We start from the raw sequence: 20,530 nt of genomic DNA on the forward strand, positions 1-20,530 counted from the left end.
ACAGCGGGAGAGGGGCTGCCCGGGTACTGTTTGCTTACATTGCGCAACGAAACTATCAATCTATATTCACCGCCTATGCTGCTGATTCAGCCCGACAAACAAGTACCAATAAAATTCGAGCCATTGCTCCAGAGGCGTACGGCCCTCCAGCCGCTCTCCCGCCTCCACCTTCTGCAGCAGCAGCTTCATGCCGGGGGTAAGGTTGGCTTCCGGCACGGATGTAAGCGCTTGGTATACTACCGCCTGATTGGGGTCGATGCCCTGCAGCTTAGCCCACCGATCCACTTCGGCTTGAAAGAGGTAATTGGGCTCATTCGGCTCCTCCAGCATATAGTCCGGTCCGACGGCCTCGATCGTACGAAGTATCGTTTCCTTCTGTTCGTTTCGCTTCAGCTCCCGGAGCTCGGAGGGGTACATCGGATCGCCGAAATAAATATCTTGCTTGGCATAGCGATAAGGGAAGTCGCAGTACACTTCACCCGGATCCTCGGACGGCAATCCGCCGGCGAACCGAATCGGAATAATCGGTACTCCGCGGGTCATCGCCAAATCCAGCACCGGCGTAGTAAGCGTCTGCAAGGGAAATCTGCAATGAGGTCTGCGCGTGCCTTCCACGTGAATCAAGATCGAACGGCGTTCTTGTTCCGCGACCGACAGCAGCTGCTCCAACAACCCCCGAAGCAGCCTCGGTTGGCTCTGATCAAAAAATATGAGAGGGAATACGTTGCTATTGCTGCCTGGGAACGCCCGTGTATGCTTGAGGAAAAGTCCCAATAGCGAATAAAGATGCTGATTTGCAGCGATGCCGATTAAGGACGTTTCGCTTAGCGCGTATAACACTTGGTAGAAAAACAACGATTCGGCAGCTGTCTGATGATTGGCAAAAAAGGTGACCGGCTCTTTCAAAAGCTCCTTCAAGCTGTCGGGGGATTGTACATAGACTCTTCCGACGAAAGTGCGCAGCATCCCTTCCAATATGTCCGCGGGACACCAATCCGTTACGTTCACTTCTTTCTGCTGCTTCTGCCGAATAATGTCGTAGAAGCTTTCATCCGTGCTTTCCGTAATGGTAAATCCGGCGCCGGCCTCATCGGAGCTCTCCGAATGCAGCTCGATATGGAATTGCGTAAAAGGCAAGCGATCCGCGCGCGCTCCGTCCAGCTTGTCGTTCATGCGGAATTCATCCGGCGATAAATGCGTCATTCGTGCCAGCTGCTCACGAATGGGACGGATCATTTCATGCATATGCAGCAACTCCCCCATGTGATGTGACCCCATATTTTACTAGATAACGATTTTCTACAAAAAATTACAAATTTACGTTACGATTATAGCATCCACGCGGTGCATGGGAAACATTTTCATTACTTTCAATTGTATGCCTTTATCCCCATATAATATAATGAGGTCGCTTTCATTTCATAGAACCGTAGGCGGTGATGTACGATGGATCATTTGTTGGATCGCAAAGCTTTTCGGTTGTTTCTGGAATTGCCGGATACGAATACATCATCGCCGACAGAGGAGCAAGCGGCATTTCTGCATAGTCTCGACAAGCTGGAGTACGGAAAGAACGAACGTGTCATTTCGGAAGGTGATCAAGGCGAAGCGCTGTATATTTTGGATAAGGGAACGGTAAAAGTAGTCAAAGAAAGCGAAGGCGGAAAAACAATCGGCGAGCTGCATGAAGGGGATTTTTTCGGAGAGCTGTCCTTATTTACCGGCAAGCCGCGGGCCGCCAGCATCGTCGCGCAGGAGGACGTAACCGTATATCGGTTGACCAAAGACCGCTTTCATTCCTTGATCCGGACGTATCCGAATATGAGCGGGACGTTCCTTCGCAAGCTGTACGACCGTCTTACCGAATCGTATGAGGAGCTGGAGACGGCAAACAAAGAGCTCACTCGCTCCAATCAATTGAGGAAGGAGCTCGGTTCGATTTTTACTTGGGTCGTGCTGGCGATCGGGCTGTATACGTTCGTACTGGGCTTGTTCAATTCTTCCATCTTCTCGAGCGCTTCGAACGGCACCCAATTTGTATTAAACCTGGTGCTGGAGCTGTTCACCTTGTTTCTTATTATTCGCATCGTCGTGGGCAGCTCGCTGCCTTTATCGTCCTTCGGATTAACGTTGAAGCAGTGGAAGCCTGCCATAAAGCAATCTCTGGTCATTTCCGCGATCGCGGTCATCGTTTTGACGTTCATCAAGTATTTGGCGGTCATCTTTGAGTGGCCATTCCTGCCGCATGAAACCGTTGTAGACATGTCTCAGTTTAATTGGCGCTATATAACGTACCTGGTCGAAGTGCCGCTTCAGGAATTTATCGGACGCGGGGTATTGCAAGGCTCGATCCGGCGATTGCTGGACGGCCGGTATGCGACCCTATGTGCGATTGTCGTTTCGTCTTTGCTGTTCGGGGCGCTTCATCTGCACGTTTCCGTGAATCTTGGAATCGCATCGCTGGTCATGGGCATTTTGTGGGGATGGATGTACTCGAAATACCCCAATTTGATCGGTGTGAGCATATGTCATTTCATTATTGGAAATTATTCGGGGCTGTTGGGGTTTTGGACGATATTGTAAAATTGTCCGTCCTTGGCTGAAGAATATCCAAAGGGGTTACTTGAACGACAAGGAAGCAGCCTTCCGAAGGCCGCTTCTTTGTTTGCTATAGATTTAAGCGCTTAGCTGCTCGTCTTTGCTCTTCAACCATTGCTCAAGCATCTCGATCGACATGGCCTTCAACATATCCGCGTGATCGTGGATAGCATGATGCCACATTTCGGCTTCCACTTTATATTTATTATCGTCGGTTACGGAAAATCCGCAATTGCAAGAAAGTGTCTTCATGGGTTGTATATCTCCTATAAATTGGTTGCATAATTTAATGCATAGCTTTAACGGACCACGGATCGACGCCGGGATCTTGGCCTTGCGCCACTGTTTGCAGGCGAGGCATATAATGGCTCCAGCCTTGCTGATGGGACGGAATTTCCGAAGCCGGAAGATCGTAATGGGTTAAGACCAGGAGGGTACCGTTATCTTTAGGAGTCAACTTGAACTCTACGGTGCTCGACCCCGGAGGCACTAGCTGCGATTTCTCCCAGCCCCAGGTCATAACGATTTTCTCGTTCGGTACAATCTCCTTATACTCGCCAATGGCGATATCGCTTCCGTTGACATCGATGCGGTATATGCCGCCGATCCTCGGCTCGAGCAGAACGTGGCGTCCCATCCAGCGAACCAGCTTGTCCGGGTTGGTAAAGAACGAAAATAACGTCTCCGGGCGGCATTCAATAAAGATTTCTTTCGTGACCGTATTACTGCTGCTGATTTGATTCATGGTTTCTCCTTTCTTCCTCTTCGGCAGCTTCCTTGAGGCGCGACAAGCTGTCGTCCCAGAAGCTCTCGATGTATTGTTTCAACTCGGCGAATCCATCCCTCCTAATGCCGTAGATTCGTTTGGTGCCGGCTCGACGAACAACGACGAGCCCGGCCTCTTCGAGAACTTTAAGATGCTGCGAGATCGCCGGCGCCGTAATGTCGAAATGGGCCGCAATGGCGCTTGAGGTCAGTTCCTCATCACGGACGAGATGTAAAATATCTCTGCGCCTTGGTTCCGCTAATGCATGAATGGCTTTATCGATCATGTACTTAATTTAGCACCGACTAAATTAAATGTCAACTAAAATAGTTATTGCGCAAAAGGGAAACATGATTTATTCTGACACAGAGAAACGCTATCTATGTTAGAAATGAGGGTATTTGATGTCCATGCCGCGAATGGATGATGAGTCCAAAGCATTATTTACTTCCGTGGTTCCTCCGGATCCGAGAATAACGATTAAGCCGATGTTCGGCGCTTTGGCAGGCTTTATTCACGGAAATATGTTTACCGGCTTGGTAGGACGACATATTTTTGTCCGCTTGCCGGAAGTGCAAAGAATACAACTGCTTGAGCAAGAAGGAGCGGCCGAGTTCTCGCCGATGCCGGGCAGACCGATGAAGGAGTATGTGACAGTCCCCGAACAGTGGCGGGGGGAGCCCGAGAAGATAAGGGAATGGATCGCAATTTCGCTTTCATGGGCAGAGACCTTGCCTGAGAAGCTGCCTGCAAAGAGCAAGGCAAAAAAATAACGCGATGAAAGTCGTCGTTTGGTCGAAAAGGCGGGAAGCTAAGGAATGGTAGACGTTTCAACGGAAATCGTCATTGACTGCCCGCGCGAAAAAGCGGCGGAATACGCAGCGGACCCGGATAATGCTCCGAAATGGTATGTCAATATTCAATCGGCGGAATGGCAAACTCCGAAGCCGCTGGCAGTGGGCTCTAAAGTTGCATTTAAAGCTCGCTTTCTAGGGAAAGAGCTTGCATATGTATATCAAGTCATGAAATATAATCCGGGAGCGCTGCTTGTTATGAGAACGGCGGATGGGCCTTTTCCCATGGAGACCGCTTATATTTGGGAAAGCATCGACGAAAACTCGACCCGGATGACGCTGCGGAACAGAGGAACCCGAAAGGATTTTCGATTGTATTTGCACCGTTGATGTCGATCATGATGCGCAGGGCGAACATGAAGGATTTGAAGAAGATCAAGGAAATACTCGAAAACCGAAATTAGTATAGGAGCTAAGCGATTTGTCATCGTGGCACATTAGGGGAGGCAGATCGAATGAAGAGGTCGGCCGGACACCGCGACTCGATCGACCTCTTCGCCCGGCAGTTGCCCATACTAACGGAAACGAATGTCCGCTAAAATAGGCTAGTTTACATAATTCGGCGATTTAACGGAAAACGTTGTCCGCTAACACGGTTTTTTTTCACGATTTTTTGACTTTACAACAAATTAGCGGACATCTTGTTCCGTTATTTCGCGGGATTCCGCCGTTTGCTGGGAATTAGCGGACATTGTGTTCCGCTAATTTTTTTGCCTCGCTACTCCGCAACCAGCTTGCGAAGCAGCCCCGCGAAGCCCGGCCCGGACGTAACTCCTATGTTATTGACATAAACGATTTCCTCGATGCGATGCTCTCGGATAAACGGGATCAGCGGCTGATCGAATTGACGCGGATCCACGACAAAGATGTCGCTGTAATGCGGAAGGAGAAAAGGAACCAGCGCGTTGCCGTATGAATCCTTGATGACCAGCAGCCTTCGTTTGCTGTCCGCTTCCGCGGCGATATGGCCCCAGGGGCGATCCCCGCTCAAAAATATGCGGTATTTGTTTTTCTTCTTCGCATGCCTCATATCGATGAGCGGCATGTCCAAGGAACCGGTGTAGTGGACGGTATACCGGTGCTTCACATACGGTTTGAAATACACGATCGTATCCGGACGGGCGGCGAGCCTGCGGTTCATGGTCGAGGCATATAACGAGCCGAGAAACTGCGGCACTTCGCCCTTTTCGTACGCTGTAACGGGCACCGGATTCATGCCGTTCGCTTCGATGAAGGCCGAATAAGCATAATAAGCCCCGACGGCGGTCCAATGGTGATCCGTCCGAAAGAAAAGCGGCTCCCCGGCATGAAGAAGCATCGGCGATAATGCGTCCACCTTTGCGATTTCGGGCTTTAATTTGCCGTATATTTCGTCGATGGCTTTCCGCTGCGAATCCGAGAGCGACTTCAGCTTAGGCGATCGGATAAATTCAGCCGCCGTGGGGGCGATAAGCACCGATGTGCGGATGCCGTTCGGGAACGCCTGCTCCAGACGCTCATGAATCCGGTTGACGGCATCGGCATAAGCTTGTCCGGAAGCGGCATCGAAGGAATACAGGTTCATCGCCCGGTCCCCGATAATCAGTACTCTGCCTTGCCTCTTTCCCTCTTCTTCAGCGGAGGCCGACGAAAGGGGCGAAACCGCTTGGCGGGTCTTAGCGCGAGGCGCCGATTCCGCCGATTTCGCAGAAGCTTCCGCCGCCGCCCCCGCCGATTGCCCGGGTTGTCCCGCGCCGGCCGACTCTTCCGCAGAAGGAGCCGCCTGGGCTTCAGCGGAGTTGTTGGCTGCGGAGGGGACGATAAGCGCCGATTCCGTTCCCGATTTGCCTTGAAAGGATGCAATCCATTTGCTCGTTCGGATGAAAGAATCGCGAAACGCGATGTGATCCGCGGTGTAATTTTCAAGCTCGCGAAAAAAACCGCCCGACAGGACATTCCGTACGGAAAAGACGGGAAACGAGGCGAGCCTCCGGTTTTCCGTCTCCGAGTCGCTGGACGTTACGTGCGCGAAAAGCGTCAGAGCCGTCCCCGTAACAAGAAATCCGGCAAAAAACAATATTTGCAGCATGTTTCCGATTCGCATGGACTTTTGACCTCGCTTCGCATTAGAAACGGAAGTAGAAAAACGGCGTATACGACTTTCCAACCAACAGGATGGCCGAAACCGAGAGCAACGCTAAAGAGCCGAGAGGAACCAAAGTGTTCATGTACACGGCTTTCATCGTCCGTTGCGCCCGATCGGCGACGATTCGGTGCAAGCGTGCGGAAAGAGGCGCCGACGCAATCAGCGCAATCAGAAGCAGCCATACATGGTTCTGGATAACGATCGCCGCTTCCGTGTCGAGCAACGGAGCGCCGTTGCATCCGAACATCGCTTGAAGATACGTGCCCCCGCGCCGCATCGATTCGAAATAAAAAAATACCCAGCCCACAAGTACGATCATTCCGAAATAAAGGCGGGAAATGACGCGCGGCATTCGAGACAAAGCCTTTAACAGAAACGCCTTCTCGACTCCGATCAACACGCCGAAATAAAGTCCCCATACCACGAAATTCCAGCTGGCCCCGTGCCATAATCCGGTCAAAAACCAAACGGCGAACAGATTGAACCACGGCCTGCGGCGGTTGCCGCCTAACGGGATGTATACGTAATCTCTAAAAAAACCGCCGACCGACATATTCCAACGGCGCCAAAACTCCGTAGCGCTCGCGGATGCGTAAGGGTAGTCGAAATTTTCCTTGAAGCGGAATCCGAACATCTTGCCCAAGCCGATCGCCATATCCGAATAGCCGGAGAAATCGAAATAAATTTGCAAGGCGAACAAGAGGATGCCGAACCACGCACCGAGCATCGATAACCGTTGCAAATCCCCGTCAAGAAACACCGGAGATATTTCGGAAAGCGAGTTTGCGAGAATGACCTTCTTTCCGAGTCCGATTGCGAAGCGGCCTACACCGTAGCTAAATTCCGGAATCGTGACGGTGCGTCGGTCCAGCTGATGCTGGACGTCGGCATAGCGAATAATCGGTCCGGCCACGAGCTGCGGGAACATCGAAATATAAAGCAGCAGCTTAGGGTAGGACGTCATGGCGGGAGCGACTTTGCGGTAAACGTCGACCAAATAGGAAATCAAATGAAATGTAAAAAAGGAGATGCCGATCGGAAGACCGGGATTATCATATTTCAGCGGGATCGACGTCAACGAAGCGAACGTGTGAACGAAAAGCCCCAAATACTTGAAGTAAAACAGGAAAGCGATTTGTCCGGCGATCGAAGCCGCGAGAACGAACCGGGAGAAGGCCGCACTTCGGCTTCGTTCCAGCAGTAACCCCCCGATCCATCCAAGAAGCACGTTAAATAGCAAAATGCCGATCCAAACCGGTTCGCCCCACGCGTAAAACACCAGGGAGAAAATGAGCAATATCCCGTTCTTCAGCTTTTCCGGTGCCGCAAAATAACACAAAAGCGCCAGAGGGAGAAACTCAAACAAAAAAATAAAGCTGGAAAAGACCACTTGTCCTCACCTCGATACCCTACTGGAAACAACTCCTATTATAAACAGTTTGCAATAATTCATTCGCGGACCGGCGAACAGCCCCGCGGCGATCGGAACGGCTACGAATAACGAATCGTTTCACTACAATTTCACTTGATGTTCACCGCGATGAAAAAACATTGGGGGTTTTCATGAAAATTCCAAAATAATCCGTGATGTACAAGCATTTCTACAAATCAGGGAGCCAGAAAAGAACTGCATTGAAACGGTTACAAAAAAAGCTTGACGATGTTATATTTCCTCCATTATGATAGCGATGAGTGAAACGTTTCGATTGGTTCATCAATGCTTGTAAGAAGAAGGAGTTACAGGAATGGCAACCATTAAGGATGTAGCCAAAGCGGCGGGAGTATCCTTGTCGACTGCATCTTACGCGATCAACGGCAATACGAAAATCAGCGAAGCGACAAGAGCAAGGGTATTGGAAGCAGCCAAGCAGTTGAATTATCAAAAGAACGGTTTGGCGACCGACCTGAAGCGAAACAGCACGAAGACGATTGCGCTGATTTTAAGCGATATGTCCGGTCCGTATTATACGGAGTTGATCAGAGGAGTGCAGGAAGTCGCGCTGGAGAACGGTTACGACCTCATTGCCTGCAGCTCGTTCGGCGGGAACGAATCGACCGCGATCAAATTTCTAAGGGAAAAGCGCGTAGACGGCGTTATTATTTCGGAACACAATCTTCATGACGAAGCGATTTTGCAATCCGCCCGCAAAGGCTTTCCGATCGTCGTGCTCGACCGGTATCTCAAGGGCGATTATATTTACAATGTTCTTGTCGATAACGAGAAGGGCGGCTATATGGCGACGGAGCTGCTGATCAAGAACGGCTTCAAGCAAATCGCGTACATCAGCAGTTCAAGCAACTCTTACGATCACAAGCTTCGTTACAAAGGGTATATGCAAGCTTTAAGCGATTACAATCTCGAATGCACATCCAATTTGAACATCAACGGAAGATTTACGATCGACGGCGGCTATATGGCCACGAAGCTGCTGATCGCCCAGCGTCAGCTCCCGGATGCGATATTTTACGCGAACGACGAGATGGCGGCAGGCGGGATTAAAGCGTTCAAAGAGGCCGGAATCCGGGTTCCCGAGGACGTTTCGATCGTCGGCTTCGACGATATTTTCCTCGCCGAATACATGAACCCGCCGTTAACGACGATTCGGCAGCCTAAATACGAGATCGGCTCGCTTGCCGCCCACCTGATCCTGCAGCTGCTGGACGGCCGGGATCTCGAGCATGAATACATGCTGCCGACGGAATTGGTCGTGCGAAAATCCTGCAAGCTTCGTGAATGAGAAGAAAGCGGTAACATCTTCATTACGGTTTGAGCGCTTGTTCCGCTTCGGCGGAGGGCGTTACAAAATAAATAACAATATTCAAAAGAGAGGGATCAAGCATGAAGAAAAAGACAGTCGTATTCGCTCTTATTCTTACGTTGCTGGTTGCATTGTTCAGCGGTTGCTCGTCCAATAAGAGCGGCAGCAGCGACAACGCTACCGAACCGAACCAGGAGCAAACTCAAAAACCCGGCGATGATGCAAATGCAGGTTCGGGCGAGCAGGTTGTTATCAATTATGTAAACTGGAACCTTGGCACTGAGGCGGATAACAACATTGAAAGAAAAATGATCGCAGCATTCGAAGAGGCTCATCCGAACATCGACATCCAGTTGGACGAATCGTTCGACTACTCGAAATACGGCGATTCCTTGGCTGCTGCTGCTGCAGCGGGCAAATTGCCTGACGTCATGATGCTTCCGAACATTCCGTTCGGCTTGTCCAACGAATGGCTGCTGGACTTGAACGACTTCACTGCGGACGATGCCGAGTGGGCGAACTTGCCGAAGGCAATGGAGGAAGCGACTCATTACGGTAACGGAATTTATGCCGTTCCTGCAGGAATGTTCTTCATGGGATATTTCATCAACCAAGATTTGTTCGAGCAAGCGAACTTGCCGGAGCTTTCCTTCAACCCGGCTTGGGGCGATTTCTTGAATGCCGTAAAAACGTTGAACAACCCTTCGGAAGACATTCTTGGACTGTCCGAAGCCATTCAAATTCCGGATTGGTACGCAGCTTCCAAGAACCCGGATTTGGGCTGGTTCACATGGGACGGCCAGCAATATCACTTGAACGACCCGGCGTTTGTTGAAGGCGTAAACCAAGCGAAGCAAATCCTGCAAGGTAAATACACTTTCGACAGCCTGACAGACGAAGAAAAAGCGAAATACAATGCAGGCTGGCACGGCGAAGTATGGAATCAAGGAAAAGTCGCAATTCGTTGGGAAGGCACATGGGCAACGAAAGATTTCAGCAACCTGAACTTCAAGTCCAAATTTGTCGGTATGCCTGGCGGCAGATTCGGATTGGTAGGCGACTTCATGGGCATTTCCAAGAGCAGCAAGCATCCGAAGGAAGCTTATGAGTTCGCTAAGTACATGAGCTTCGGTAAAGACGGAATCTTGAAGCGTATGGAATTGAACACGGACGGTTCCTACACGTCCTTGCCGCTTACGACTGACTCGGCGATCCTTGACCAATATTTTGCGAACGGCGCTTATGACGGTTTGAAAGAAGCGTTCGACAACATCGACAATGCGATTCTGGAAGGCGTGAAAATCGTTCCGGGTTATGTGAAGTCCAGATGGGAAGCGCCGACCGGCGTGAAAATCGGCGACAAAGACAACGCAAACCTCGGCGATCTGATCTACAACAGCGTGCATGGCGATACGAAGATTGAAGACTACGCGGAGCAAATCAACAAGCTTGCTAACGACGAGTACAAGGCAGCGGCTGACGCTATCTCCGCATTGACGAATTAAGGAATGACCGGCGGCCAGAGGAGGTAGAATCCATGTTAAGACGTAGGGGAGCCAAGATCACACTCAGCTTGATCTTGATTGGACTCATCGTCATCTCAGCAGGCATCTACGGCTTTATAACCAGAGGGAATGACGATGCCAATTCCAATATAGTCAATAACCGCAATTCTGCCTCTCCGGATCAAAGGGAGAAAGAAGGAACGAATACGGGTGACGGGGGATCCTACAGGATCTCCCCGTCCCGTTTTATGTCCAACTTACCGATTATTGCCAGAGAGGCTGCTTACGGTTATGAAGACGGCGCGATCCATTTAAATAAAGGCGATTCTTTTGAAGCTGAACTCGATGTTAAGGAGGAAGGGGAGTATACTCTCTCTTTCGATTATTTTGTCCTTGCCGAAGGGTTGCAATCCACGGAATATAGCATTCAGGTAAACGGGGAGTACCCGAACCTGGAGGCGAACCGATTCGTGCTGCCGCCGCTTTGGAAAAGCAACACGGATACGTTTCCGAAGGACCGCTACGGCAACGAAGTGATGCCGACCCAGCTGCGCGCGGACGAATGGCAGACGATTCAGTTTGCGGACCCGAACCGGATGAATCCGGAGCCGTTCAAGCTCAAGCTAAACAAAGGGAAAAACATCATCAAAGTTACTCTGATGAACGGGGAACTGCTGAGCGGCAGTCTGACCGTGGCGCCGCCGAGCGCATTGCCTTCGTATGCGCAATATGCCGGGCAGCACGCAGACAAGCCTGAAATCAAGCAGGCTATGATTATTAAGGAAGCGGAAAAACCCGACGTCAAGAACGATACGACGATCAACCCGATGCCAAGCCGGGATTTGGGAGTTTCCCCTTACGAAACAAACCTTCAGCTGCTAAATACGATTGGCGGAAAAACGTGGGATATATCGGGCCAAACCGTTTACTACGATATCGATGCGGAACAAGACGGGCTTTATCAAATCGGTGTCAAATACCAGCAATCCGAAAAACCGAACTCCCGTGTATTCCGAACCTTTACCATCGACGGCCAAGTTCCTTTTGCAGAAGCGAAAAACTATTCTTTCGACTACTCAACCTCTTGGAAAACGGAAGTGCTGCAAGGCAATGAAGGGCCGTACCTCTTTTATCTAAGCAAAGGGAAGCACCGAATCGGCATTATGGCGGATGCGAGCCCCTATTACGAAACCATTCAATTATTGCGAAATTCCATCAAGCAAGCGAATGATCTGACGCTGGAAATTCGAAAATTAGTGGGCAACGATGTGGACCAAAATCGCGATTGGGAATTAACGGAATATTTCCCGACCATTCAGGAAGATTTGCTGGGGATATCAAAGGCGCTGAACGAAGAGCTTCAGAAAGTAGTGGCGCTGAACGGCGGCAAAGACAGCTCCAAAGGGTTAACCGGCATCAAGATGGCTGTCAACAGCCTGGAGAAGCTGGCGGCCGAGCCGAACCTTATTCCGCGCAAGCTGAATGAGCTTAACGGCGGGGCAGGCTCCGTAACGCAAAACCTTTCGAACGCAATCACAGATTTCGAAAATCAGCCGTTAACGATAGATCAATTGTACATTTCGAATAAGGGAGCTTCGTATCCGGAGCATAAAGCTACCTGGATCAGCTCCGTTTACGAAGGCACAAAGCAGTTTTTCCATACGTTCTGGGTTTCCGGCAATCAGCAAAGCAAAGAAGGCCCGACATTGAACGTTTGGCTTAACCGCCCAAGAAACTACATGGAACTGCTGCAGCGAATGGTGGACGAACAGTTTACGCCGGAAACGGGCATCAAGGTTAATTTCTCGACATTACCCAACGAGCAGAGGCTTACGCTGGCAGCAGCATCCGGCATTGCACCGGACTTGGCGCTCGGGGTCAGCAACAACGTGCCGTTCGATTTAGGCTTCCGCGGCGCCGCACTTGATTTGAGGCAATTCGACGATTTCGGCGAAGTCATTCAGCCGATCTCGCCGGGAGCGATCTTGCCTCTCGTTGAGAACGGTAAAGTATACGGATTGCCTGAAACGCAAGATTTTTGGGTTCTGTTCTATCGAAAAGATATTTTGGACAATCTGAACATTCCTGTGCCGGATACTTGGGACGACGTTATCGAAATTATGCCGGAGCTTCAAAGATACGGTATGAATTTTTATTCGCCGATGGCCGGCGCAACAGGGACGAAACCGTTCATGGCTACCGCTCCTTTCATTTATCAAGCGGGCGGCGACATTTACGGCAAGGATGCTTTCGAAACCGGGCTCGACAGCAAGGAATCTCTTCAAGGCATTGAGCTCATGACGAATTTGTTCAAGCTGTACGGCTTGCAGATGCAAGTTCCTACCTTCTACGAGCACCTGCGCACAGGGAAAATGCCGCTAGGCGTCAGCAACTTCCAGACTTATATCCAAATGCAAGTAGCGGCTCCCGAACTGAAAGGCTTGTGGAAAATCGCTCCTGCGCCGGGGATCAAGCGCAACGGTGTGACGGAACGCTGGGAGCCGGGTTCCGCGCAAGTATCGATGATTTTCAAGAATACCCGGCATCCTGACGAGGCATGGGAATTCATGAAATGGTGGCTTTCGACGGAGACGCAGGTTCATTTCGCAAATCAGCTGCAAACGTTGTACGGCAAGGAGTATTTGTGGAACAGCGCAAACAACGAAGCTTTCAGTCAGCTCTATTGGCCGGATGAAGACAAACAAGTCGTTCTGGAGCAATGGAAATGGATGAGAGAGGTGCCTAAGTCGCCGAGCGCCTATATTATCGAACGCGAATTAAGCAATATTTGGACCAAGGTTGTGTTCGACGGGGAAAATATCCGATCTACGGTAGAGGATGCAGTGATTGAGATCAACAAAGAAACCTCTAGAAAAATGGAAGAATTCGGGTACATGAAACAGGGCAAAGTAGTCGTTCCTTATCATGTTCCAACAATCGAGGATGTAGAAGGTTGGGTGAAAGGAAGAGATGGAAACTAAGTCCAATATGACGACGCTGCCGAGAACGGACGGGAACTCAAAGCCCCGCAGCAAGTTTAAGGAATGGAGGGAAAAGGAAGGCTCCGCCTACCTTTTCCTGGCTCCTTATCTCGTGCTTTTCTTTGTCTTTATCGTGCTTCCCGTTGTGATCGCGATCGGGCTCTCCTTTACGAGCTTTAACGCCATACAGCTGCCTAAATTTACGGGACTCAAAAATTATATCGATTTGTTTATGAGCGATAGCGTATTTATGCAGTACGTATTGCCCAATACGTTGAAGTTTTCGCTTATCGTCGGGCCGGTCTCGTACATTTTATCTTTTGTGCTTGCTTGGATACTTGCGCAAGTTCAGAAGGGGCCGAGGACCGTGCTTGCCTTGCTGATCTATTCGCCGTCCCTGACTGCAGGGGTTGCGATGGCCGTCGTATGGAAGACGATTTTCAGCGGCGATCCTACGGGCTACATTAACAGCTTGCTATTGCGCAACGGCTTCATTACCCAGCCGATTCAATGGCTGCAATCGCCCGAATATTTAATGCCTATTATGATGGTGGTCACGATTTGGAGCAGCATGGGGATCGGGTTTTTGGCCATGCTCGCCGGCGTGCTCAATATCAACTCGGAGATGTACGAAGCAGGCTATATTGACGGAATCTCGAACCGTTTCCAAGAAATTATTCATATTACGATTCCGTCCATGAAGCCGCAAATGCTGTTCGGCGCCGTTATGTCCGTCGTCTCCACCTTTCAGGCGGGTCTCATCGGGGTGCAGCTGTCGGGATCGAACCCGACGCCGTCTTATTCCGGACAGCTCATCGTCAACCACATTGAGGATTTCGGTTTCATCCGGTATGAGATGGGTTATGCTTCGGCAATTTCCGTCGTATTGCTGTTAATTATTTGGGTTTGCTCGAAATTTGTTTGGAGAATGTTCGCCGAGAAAGAGTAGGAGGGAACAAGTATGGCTTCATTTCAAGGCACAAAGATGAATCCGAGCCGATTTCATATCAGTCAGTTGAAGTTCTACCTGATTCTGGCTCCTCTCTCGGTTTTCATGGTTATGCCGATTGTATTTATTTTTTCTCATTCTCTTAAGCCGATGGACGAATTGTTCGCATTTCCGCCGAGGTTTTTCGTGCAGAATCCGACGATGGACAACTTTCGTTTCTTGCTTTCGACCTTTACAACATCAGGCATTCCGGTCAGCCGTTATATTTTCAATAGCATCGTGATTACGGCTGTGACGGTGCTCGCCACGATTTTCATCAGCGCGGCGGCGGGCTATGCCTTTTCTAAGAAAAACTTCAAATTGAAAAACGCTTTGTTTTCGATCAATACGCTCGCGCTCATGTTCGTTCCTGTCGCAGTCGCGATTCCGAGGTACTTCCTCGTCGTCAAGCTCGGATTAATTAACGACTTCTCGGTCAACATTCTTCCGCTCTTGGCGATGCCGGTCGGTCTGTTTCTGATCAAGCAGTTTATCGATCAAATTCCGAACGAGCTTATTGAAGCCGCGCAGATGGACGGGGCGAGCGACTTTACGATTTTCCGGAAAATCATCATTCCGATGACGATGCCGGCGGTCGCTACGATTGCGATATTGGCGTTTCAGCTTGCCTGGAACAGCACGGACTCGGCCACGCTGTACATCAATGATGAAAACCTGAAAAACTTCGCCTATTACATGTCAACCTTTACGGCAACGAACAACGAGGTGGCGGGCCAAGGAATTTCCGCGGCAGCCGCGCTTATTATGTTTATCCCGAACTTATTGATCTTTATCTTTATGCAAAGCCGAGTCATGAATACGATGGCTCATTCCGGGCTGAAATAGTGGTGACGCAGATGAAAAAGAAGACGGTTGGCAGTTGGGTATTGCTCGTCGTTATTGGTTGCTTTCTCCTTATACAAGGCGCAGCGCCGGCGATGGCGGGTACGCCGTACGGAACGGGCACCGAAGGCCCGGGCGGGATGATTGTCGGGACTCAAACCGCATATGAACCGGACGGAATGATTCGGCTCGACGTAAATCAGCCGGCGGATATTTTTTATGAAGAACAAACCGGGATCCTGTACGTTGCGGATTCCGGGAATGCGCGAATTTTGGCGTACGACGGAAAGAACCCTCCGCAGCCGATCGGCGAAGGCGTGTTATCGAATCCGTCGGGGGTATATGTGACCGCCGACCGGCACATTTATGTAGCGGACTACGGGCTCAAGCAAATTGTCGTTTTTGACGCACAAGGAAAGCTCCTAAAGCAGTTCGGCCGGCCGGAAGAACCGATTTACGGAAAGAAGAATGATTTCAAGCCGAAGAAGGTTGCGGTGGATAAACGCGGCAACATATATGTCATCAGCGAAGGCTCCATCAACGGCGTCGTGCAGTTGAACAATAACGGGAATTTCTTGGGATACGTCGGCGCAAATCGAACGAGCATGTCGATGAAGATGCTCATTCAACGGTTGATCTTTACGGAAGACCAGAAAGGCCAATTGTTTAAAACGACGCCTCCGTCCCCGACCAGCATTGTGCTGGACCGTCAAGGGCTCTTATATACGGTCACGACAGGACTTAGCGAAGGAGAAGGCCTCAAAAAGCTGAATATTATCGGCAATAACATTTTGACTTCTCATTCGTGGACCAGCGGCGCGATGGTTGATATCGACGTGGATGCGGGCGGAAATATGTACACCGTAGACGCCAACGGACTCATATGCGTTTACGACAGCTTCGGCAATCTGTTGTTCATGCTCGGCGGATGGGATGACACATACGAGCGCAAAGGCTTGTTCAAGAGCGCTTCCGCCATCGACGTCGTCGATTCCGGACATACGCTGTATGTCGCCGACAAAGAGCGGAATGTCATTAACCGCTATCAGATTACTCCGTTTGCAACGAAGGTGTACGAAGGCGTCGATCTTTACAAGCAAGGATTATACGTGCAGAGCGAGGGCATCTGGAAAGATATCCTCAAGATGAACAGCTACTTTATTTTATCTTACAAATCTTTGGCCGAATCTTATTTCAAGCAAGACTTGAACGGTAAGGCTCTGGAAAGCTTCAAAATGGCGGAAGACAAAGGCGGTTATTCCGACGCATTCTGGAAAATCCGCAACGATTGGCTTCAGCAAAATATTAATATCGTTGTGTATATCGGATTTGGACTCATTGTTCTAGGGTACGTGATCCGAGCGCTTCACCGGCGTTACCGCATTCTGCAGCCGTTCATACGGATAAAAAATCGCGTTACGGACATCAAGCTGGTGAAAGAACTGTTGTTTATGTTTCACTTCCTGAAGCATCCGATCGATGCCGTCCAGGAGCTCAAGGAAAACAAACGGGCGACTGTCCGCTCTGCGACGATTCTTTACGTCTGGATGCTGCTGCTCCAAGTGATATTGGTTTATGCCAAAGGCTACTTGTTCGCAAACGGCGATCCTGACCAGATGGACTTAATGCCCATTATTTTGACCACGGCCGTGCCGTTGGTGTTCTGGGTCGTCATGAACTACATGGTGAGTACGATCAGCGACGGCGAAGGCAAGTTTTCGGAAGTATATATCGGAACGATTTACGCGCTTTCGCCGTATTTGATTTTCGTGCTTCCGATCGCATTACTAAGCAACGTGCTCACTTTCAACGAAAAATTCGTTTACGATTATTCGATGATGTTTATTCAAGGATGGTCGATCCTTCTCGTATGCATCATGGTGAAGGAGCTGCACGATTATACGTTCGGGCAGACGGTTCGCAATTTGTTTTTGACGCTATTCGGCATTGTGATGGCCGCGCTCGTTATTTTCCTTTTAGTGCTCTTATTTAATCAAGAAGTGGACTTTGTGCAAACGATCGTTCAGGAGATGAGAAACCGTGCTTAACAAAGTGAAACGAATAGCCGCTTTGTCGTTAACGTTCCTGATGTTGGCCGGGTTGGTCTCTATCGTAGCATGGGCGGAACAAGGAGCGAGCGACACGGAAGCTCCCGCCGCCGGCGCGGACGCATCGGCTGACAATTTGGCCTCCTACCGGAAGGCAGCGGAAAACGACCGGTTGATTCTTTATGTCAACAAGCAAACGCTGGGCATCAAGGTTCAAGATAAAGAGAACGGTTATGTTTGGGACGGTGCGCTGGACGAGAAGGACGAGAAGCTGAACAAATCGTGGCAATCGTTCTTCGAATCCGGCTTGAGCGTGGAATACATGGATTCCAAACGCAAAGTCAGCACGGTTCCCGTAACCGCGGGGCAAGCGAAGATCGCTGTTGAGAACCTTGCGGACGGCTTCTCGGCGAACGTTGATTATGACAAGCTTGGAATTTCGCTAAAGATGGAAGTGAGACTGACGGACGACGCGGTGGAGTTCAAGGTTCCGGAGGCGTCGATTCAAGAGACCAACCAGGATAATCGGCTGCAATCGCTATACATGTACCCGTTCTTCGGCGCAACCAAAGGAGTGCAGCCGGATCAAGGCTACATGCTCATCCCCGACGGGTCCGGGGCGCTCATCAGCTTGAACGAGCAGACGGTGGCCACGCAGCCGTATATCGGGAGAGTGTACGGCGACGATCTCGGGATGAAGGGCAGTCCGAAATTTTCGGATAGCCCGGCGACTCCTGTGGAGCAAGTGTATCTTCCGGTGTTCGGCATCGCCCGGAGCGAAGGTAAGAACGCTTTTGCCTCCATGATTACGGGCGGTGCGCCTTATGCGGAAATCCGGTCTTATCCGAGCGGCGTGACCACGGCTTACAATTGGACTACGGCCAAGTGGATTTACAGGGAAAATTACTTCCAGCCTGTCGATAAGAAGGGCAAAGGCATTACCTTAAATCAAGAAGAGAAAAACAAATTCGACGCTTCGATGAAAATCATGCTGTTATCCGGCGAGAAGGCCGACTACTCCGGGATGGCCGGCCGGGTGCAGAGCGAAATGGTTCAGCGGGGAGAGCTGCCGGCCAAGAAGCAGGACGGCGCAAATTCGCTCCCGCTTCGGATTGAACTGTTTGCGGCGGATAACCAAAAGAAAATGATCGGACACGAAGTCATTCCGATGACCACGGTCAAGCAGATGGACAGTATGCTGGACGATTTGCGGGCAAATCATGTGGAGCGCATGATGGTCGTCGTCCGCGGCTACACGGAAGGCGGCGCAACCGGAGCATCGCCTACCCACTTGCCTTTTGAAGGAAAGGTAGGCAGCGGGGCCGATTGGAAAGCGTTCGTAGAGAAGTATAAGGAATTAGGCATTCCGGTTTACTTCTATACCGACTATGTGACGGTCGCTCCATCTGCGGACGGATACGGAAAGGGCGACATCGCCCGATCGATTTCCAAGCAGCTGATCTCGTTCTTCGGCAGGTCGTATTACTTGCAGCCGGCCGTATCCGTGAAGCTGTTTGAGAATGAAATATCGTCATTCAACAAGTACGGAATAAACAATATCGCGATGGATTCGATCGGCGGCAACCTGTTCTCCACTTATGTGAAGCACGCTGCCACGCGAAGCGGATCGATCGAAACGTATGAGTCGATGCTTTCGCACGATGAAATCGGCAGCTTGGCGCTTTACAGACCTAACTATTATTTGTGGAAGTTTGCCGACCGCATTATGGATTTGCCGACAGGCACCTCCAGCTTCTTGCTTGAGAGCGAAGAAGTGCCGTTCTTGCAGCTTGTGCTCAAGGGCTATATCGATTATTACGCCCAGGCTTCCAACTTCAACGCGAACCCGCAGAAGGAACAGCTGAGGATGATCGATTACGGCAGCTATCCGTCCTTCATTCTGACCGATGAGGATCCGATTAAGCTGGCGAATACGGAGTCGTCTTGGTCGCTGTTCACGTCGCAGTATACGGTTTGGAAGGACCAGGTCGTGAAAGAATACCGGACGATCGTAGACGCCTTGGAGCCTGTTGCAGGCGCGACCTTTGAAAAACGCGAAAAAGTGCAAGAAGGCGTATTTAGAAACCGTTATTCGAACGGCACCGTCATCTATGTCAATTACAACATTAACGAAGTTACGGCGGACGGGAACACGATTCCGGCGCAAGGCTTCTTGGTTCTGGAAGGAGGCCGGTCATGAAAATCAGTTACCGGCTTAGAGAGGCGCTTGTCGGCTTATCATTCATATGGATTTGGATCGTAGGGTTTTTGATTTTCACCTGCTATCCGTTGATCCGAACGCTGCTGTTCAGCTTTAGCCAAGTAAAGATTACGGCTGATGGAATTAAGACGACCTTTATCGGTTGGCAAAATTACAGAAATGCGCTCTTTATGGATGTCCAGTTCGGGGATACCGTTGTGAGCTATTTCGTCGAAACGCTTGTCATTGTGCCGGTTATCGTCGTATTCGCTTTAATCGTCTCCCTTTTGCTGAACGTAAAGATTCGCGGCAAAGGCATATTCCGGACGATTTACTTCCTCCCGGTCATTATTACGAGCGGCCCTGTAATCAAGCAGCTGATGGATCAAGGCGCCACTACGCTGCCGGGGATTCAGGCGATTATCGAGATGAGCAATCTCGAGAAGAGCATGCCGGGATTGCTCGCCGACTTGCTTATTTTCCTGTTAACGTCGTTTATTACGATTCTTTGGTTCTCCGGCGTGCAGATGCTGATCTTCCTGGCCGGCTTGCAAAAGCTTGATTCTTCCATGTATGAGGCGGCGAGCATCGACGGGGCGTCCCGTTGGGAATCGTTCTGGAAGCTGACGCTGCCGGCGCTGAACCCGATGATCATCGTGAACATGGTGTATACCGTTATTATGCAATCGGTATTTTCCTTGAATCCGGTCATCAATATGATTCAAAGCGCGATGTACGATCCGAAATACGGTATGGGCTATTCCGCGGCGATGGCATGGATTTATTTCCTTGTCATGCTGGTGCTCTTAGGCATATTAGTGCTGGTAACAAGACAGCGGAAGAGTAACCGATAGGAGGTGAGA

The 20,530-nt window shown here is 50.3% G+C and carries 17 protein-coding genes; 11 read left to right on the forward strand and 6 right to left on the reverse strand.

The genetic code is table 11. The features are described from left to right. Positions 1-66: 66 nt before the first annotated feature. A complete protein-coding gene (locus tag PT964_RS02190; RefSeq protein WP_274361682.1) occupies positions 67-1,245 on the reverse strand; it encodes a lysophospholipid acyltransferase family protein in 1,179 nt (392 codons plus the stop codon). Positions 1,246-1,446: 201 nt separating this feature from the next. Between PT964_RS02190 and PT964_RS02195 the strand changes: the two genes are divergently transcribed. Beyond that, entirely contained in the window at positions 1,447-2,583 is a 1,137-nt protein-coding gene (locus PT964_RS02195) for a cyclic nucleotide-binding domain-containing protein (protein ID WP_274361683.1), read from the forward strand. Between the two features lie 93 nt (positions 2,584-2,676). On the opposite strand, the gene PT964_RS02200 is transcribed toward PT964_RS02195, so the two are convergent. The 3 genes from PT964_RS02200 to PT964_RS02210 are packed head-to-tail and all read right to left on the reverse strand — an operon-like array spanning position 2,677 to position 3,650. Further along, positions 2,677-2,850 (reverse strand): hypothetical protein, encoded by a 174-nt coding sequence (locus PT964_RS02200; protein WP_274361684.1) that lies wholly within the window; start codon positions 2,848-2,850, stop codon positions 2,677-2,679. 34 nt (positions 2,851-2,884) lie between these two features. Continuing rightward, complete coding sequence (locus PT964_RS02205) at positions 2,885-3,343, reverse strand: SRPBCC family protein (RefSeq protein ID WP_274361685.1); 459 nt, start codon at positions 3,341-3,343, stop codon at positions 2,885-2,887. After that, positions 3,321-3,650 (reverse strand): ArsR/SmtB family transcription factor, encoded by a 330-nt coding sequence (locus tag PT964_RS02210; protein WP_274361686.1) that lies wholly within the window; start codon positions 3,648-3,650, stop codon positions 3,321-3,323. Before PT964_RS02210 ends, PT964_RS02205 begins: the two co-directional genes overlap by 23 nt. A gap of 118 nt (positions 3,651-3,768) precedes the next feature. On the opposite strand from PT964_RS02210, the gene PT964_RS02215 reads away from it, so the two are divergent. Then, the gene (locus PT964_RS02215) at positions 3,769-4,137 is read left to right on the forward strand and encodes a TfoX/Sxy family protein (protein WP_274361687.1); all 369 of its coding nucleotides are present in this window, start codon (positions 3,769-3,771) and stop codon (positions 4,135-4,137) included. Between the two features lie 45 nt (positions 4,138-4,182). Beyond that, positions 4,183-4,548, forward strand: a complete 366-nt coding sequence (locus PT964_RS02220) for an SRPBCC family protein (RefSeq protein WP_274361688.1) — start codon at positions 4,183-4,185, stop codon at positions 4,546-4,548. Positions 4,549-4,936: 388 nt separating this feature from the next. Here PT964_RS02220 and PT964_RS02225 read toward each other — a convergent pair whose 3' ends face one another. Both PT964_RS02225 and PT964_RS02230 read right to left on the reverse strand, forming a co-directional pair. After that, positions 4,937-6,301: a DHHW family protein gene (locus tag PT964_RS02225; RefSeq protein ID WP_274361689.1), complete on the reverse strand. Its 1,365-nt coding sequence runs from the start codon at positions 6,299-6,301 to the stop codon at positions 4,937-4,939. Positions 6,302-6,323: 22 nt separating this feature from the next. Next, positions 6,324-7,733 (reverse strand): MBOAT family O-acyltransferase, encoded by a 1,410-nt coding sequence (locus PT964_RS02230; RefSeq protein ID WP_274361690.1) that lies wholly within the window; start codon positions 7,731-7,733, stop codon positions 6,324-6,326. Between the two features lie 355 nt (positions 7,734-8,088). Between PT964_RS02230 and PT964_RS02235 the strand changes: the two genes are divergently transcribed. From PT964_RS02235 to PT964_RS02270, 8 genes are all read left to right on the forward strand, one after another. Further along, positions 8,089-9,081, forward strand: coding sequence for a LacI family DNA-binding transcriptional regulator (locus PT964_RS02235; protein ID WP_274361691.1), 993 nt, complete (start codon positions 8,089-8,091; stop codon positions 9,079-9,081). A gap of 101 nt (positions 9,082-9,182) precedes the next feature. Beyond that, positions 9,183-10,607 carry an ABC transporter substrate-binding protein gene (locus PT964_RS02240; RefSeq protein WP_274361692.1) on the forward strand — a complete coding sequence of 475 codons (1,425 nt, stop codon included), beginning with the start codon at positions 9,183-9,185 and terminating at the stop codon, positions 10,605-10,607. A gap of 32 nt (positions 10,608-10,639) precedes the next feature. After that, complete coding sequence (locus tag PT964_RS02245) at positions 10,640-13,588, forward strand: extracellular solute-binding protein (RefSeq protein WP_274361693.1); 2,949 nt, start codon at positions 10,640-10,642, stop codon at positions 13,586-13,588. Then, complete coding sequence (locus PT964_RS02250; RefSeq protein WP_274361694.1) at positions 13,578-14,537, forward strand: carbohydrate ABC transporter permease; 960 nt, start codon at positions 13,578-13,580, stop codon at positions 14,535-14,537. Before PT964_RS02245 ends, PT964_RS02250 begins: the two co-directional genes overlap by 11 nt. Positions 14,538-14,549: 12 nt before the next feature. Beyond that, positions 14,550-15,422 (forward strand): carbohydrate ABC transporter permease, encoded by an 873-nt coding sequence (locus tag PT964_RS02255; RefSeq protein WP_274361695.1) that lies wholly within the window; start codon positions 14,550-14,552, stop codon positions 15,420-15,422. Positions 15,423-15,433: 11 nt separating this feature from the next. Beyond that, a complete protein-coding gene (locus PT964_RS02260) occupies positions 15,434-17,467 on the forward strand; it encodes a YIP1 family protein (protein ID WP_274361939.1) in 2,034 nt (677 codons plus the stop codon). After that, positions 17,460-19,667, forward strand: a complete 2,208-nt coding sequence (locus PT964_RS02265; protein WP_274361696.1) for a DUF5696 domain-containing protein — start codon at positions 17,460-17,462, stop codon at positions 19,665-19,667. Before PT964_RS02260 ends, PT964_RS02265 begins: the two co-directional genes overlap by 8 nt. Then, complete coding sequence (locus PT964_RS02270) at positions 19,664-20,521, forward strand: carbohydrate ABC transporter permease (RefSeq protein ID WP_274361697.1); 858 nt, start codon at positions 19,664-19,666, stop codon at positions 20,519-20,521. The genes PT964_RS02265 and PT964_RS02270 overlap by 4 nt, the downstream gene beginning before the upstream one ends. The last annotated feature ends 9 nt before the right edge of the window (positions 20,522-20,530 follow it).

Source organism: Paenibacillus thermotolerans (genome assembly GCF_028745515.1).
Taxonomy (GTDB): domain Bacteria; phylum Bacillota; class Bacilli; order Paenibacillales; family YIM-B00363; genus Paenibacillus_AE; species Paenibacillus_AE thermotolerans.

Coding starts and splice junctions, on each gene's coding strand:
- PT964_RS02255 (WP_274361695.1), top strand. CDS start 14,550: ATGGCTTCATTTCAAGGCACAAAGATGAATCCGAGCCGATTTCATATC.
- PT964_RS02235 (WP_274361691.1), top strand. CDS start 8,089: ATGGCAACCATTAAGGATGTAGCCAAAGCGGCGGGAGTATCCTTGTCG.
- PT964_RS02195 (WP_274361683.1), top strand. CDS start 1,447: ATGGATCATTTGTTGGATCGCAAAGCTTTTCGGTTGTTTCTGGAATTG.
- PT964_RS02205 (WP_274361685.1), bottom strand. CDS start 3,343: ATGAATCAAATCAGCAGCAGTAATACGGTCACGAAAGAAATCTTTATT.
- PT964_RS02210 (WP_274361686.1), bottom strand. CDS start 3,650: ATGATCGATAAAGCCATTCATGCATTAGCGGAACCAAGGCGCAGAGAT.
- PT964_RS02260 (WP_274361939.1), top strand. CDS start 15,434: ATGAAAAAGAAGACGGTTGGCAGTTGGGTATTGCTCGTCGTTATTGGT.
- PT964_RS02200 (WP_274361684.1), bottom strand. CDS start 2,850: ATGAAGACACTTTCTTGCAATTGCGGATTTTCCGTAACCGACGATAAT.
- PT964_RS02190 (WP_274361682.1), bottom strand. CDS start 1,245: ATGCATGAAATGATCCGTCCCATTCGTGAGCAGCTGGCACGAATGACG.
- PT964_RS02225 (WP_274361689.1), bottom strand. CDS start 6,301: ATGCGAATCGGAAACATGCTGCAAATATTGTTTTTTGCCGGATTTCTT.
- PT964_RS02270 (WP_274361697.1), top strand. CDS start 19,664: ATGAAAATCAGTTACCGGCTTAGAGAGGCGCTTGTCGGCTTATCATTC.
- PT964_RS02220 (WP_274361688.1), top strand. CDS start 4,183: ATGGTAGACGTTTCAACGGAAATCGTCATTGACTGCCCGCGCGAAAAA.
- PT964_RS02245 (WP_274361693.1), top strand. CDS start 10,640: ATGTTAAGACGTAGGGGAGCCAAGATCACACTCAGCTTGATCTTGATT.
- PT964_RS02215 (WP_274361687.1), top strand. CDS start 3,769: ATGTCCATGCCGCGAATGGATGATGAGTCCAAAGCATTATTTACTTCC.
- PT964_RS02240 (WP_274361692.1), top strand. CDS start 9,183: ATGAAGAAAAAGACAGTCGTATTCGCTCTTATTCTTACGTTGCTGGTT.
- PT964_RS02250 (WP_274361694.1), top strand. CDS start 13,578: ATGGAAACTAAGTCCAATATGACGACGCTGCCGAGAACGGACGGGAAC.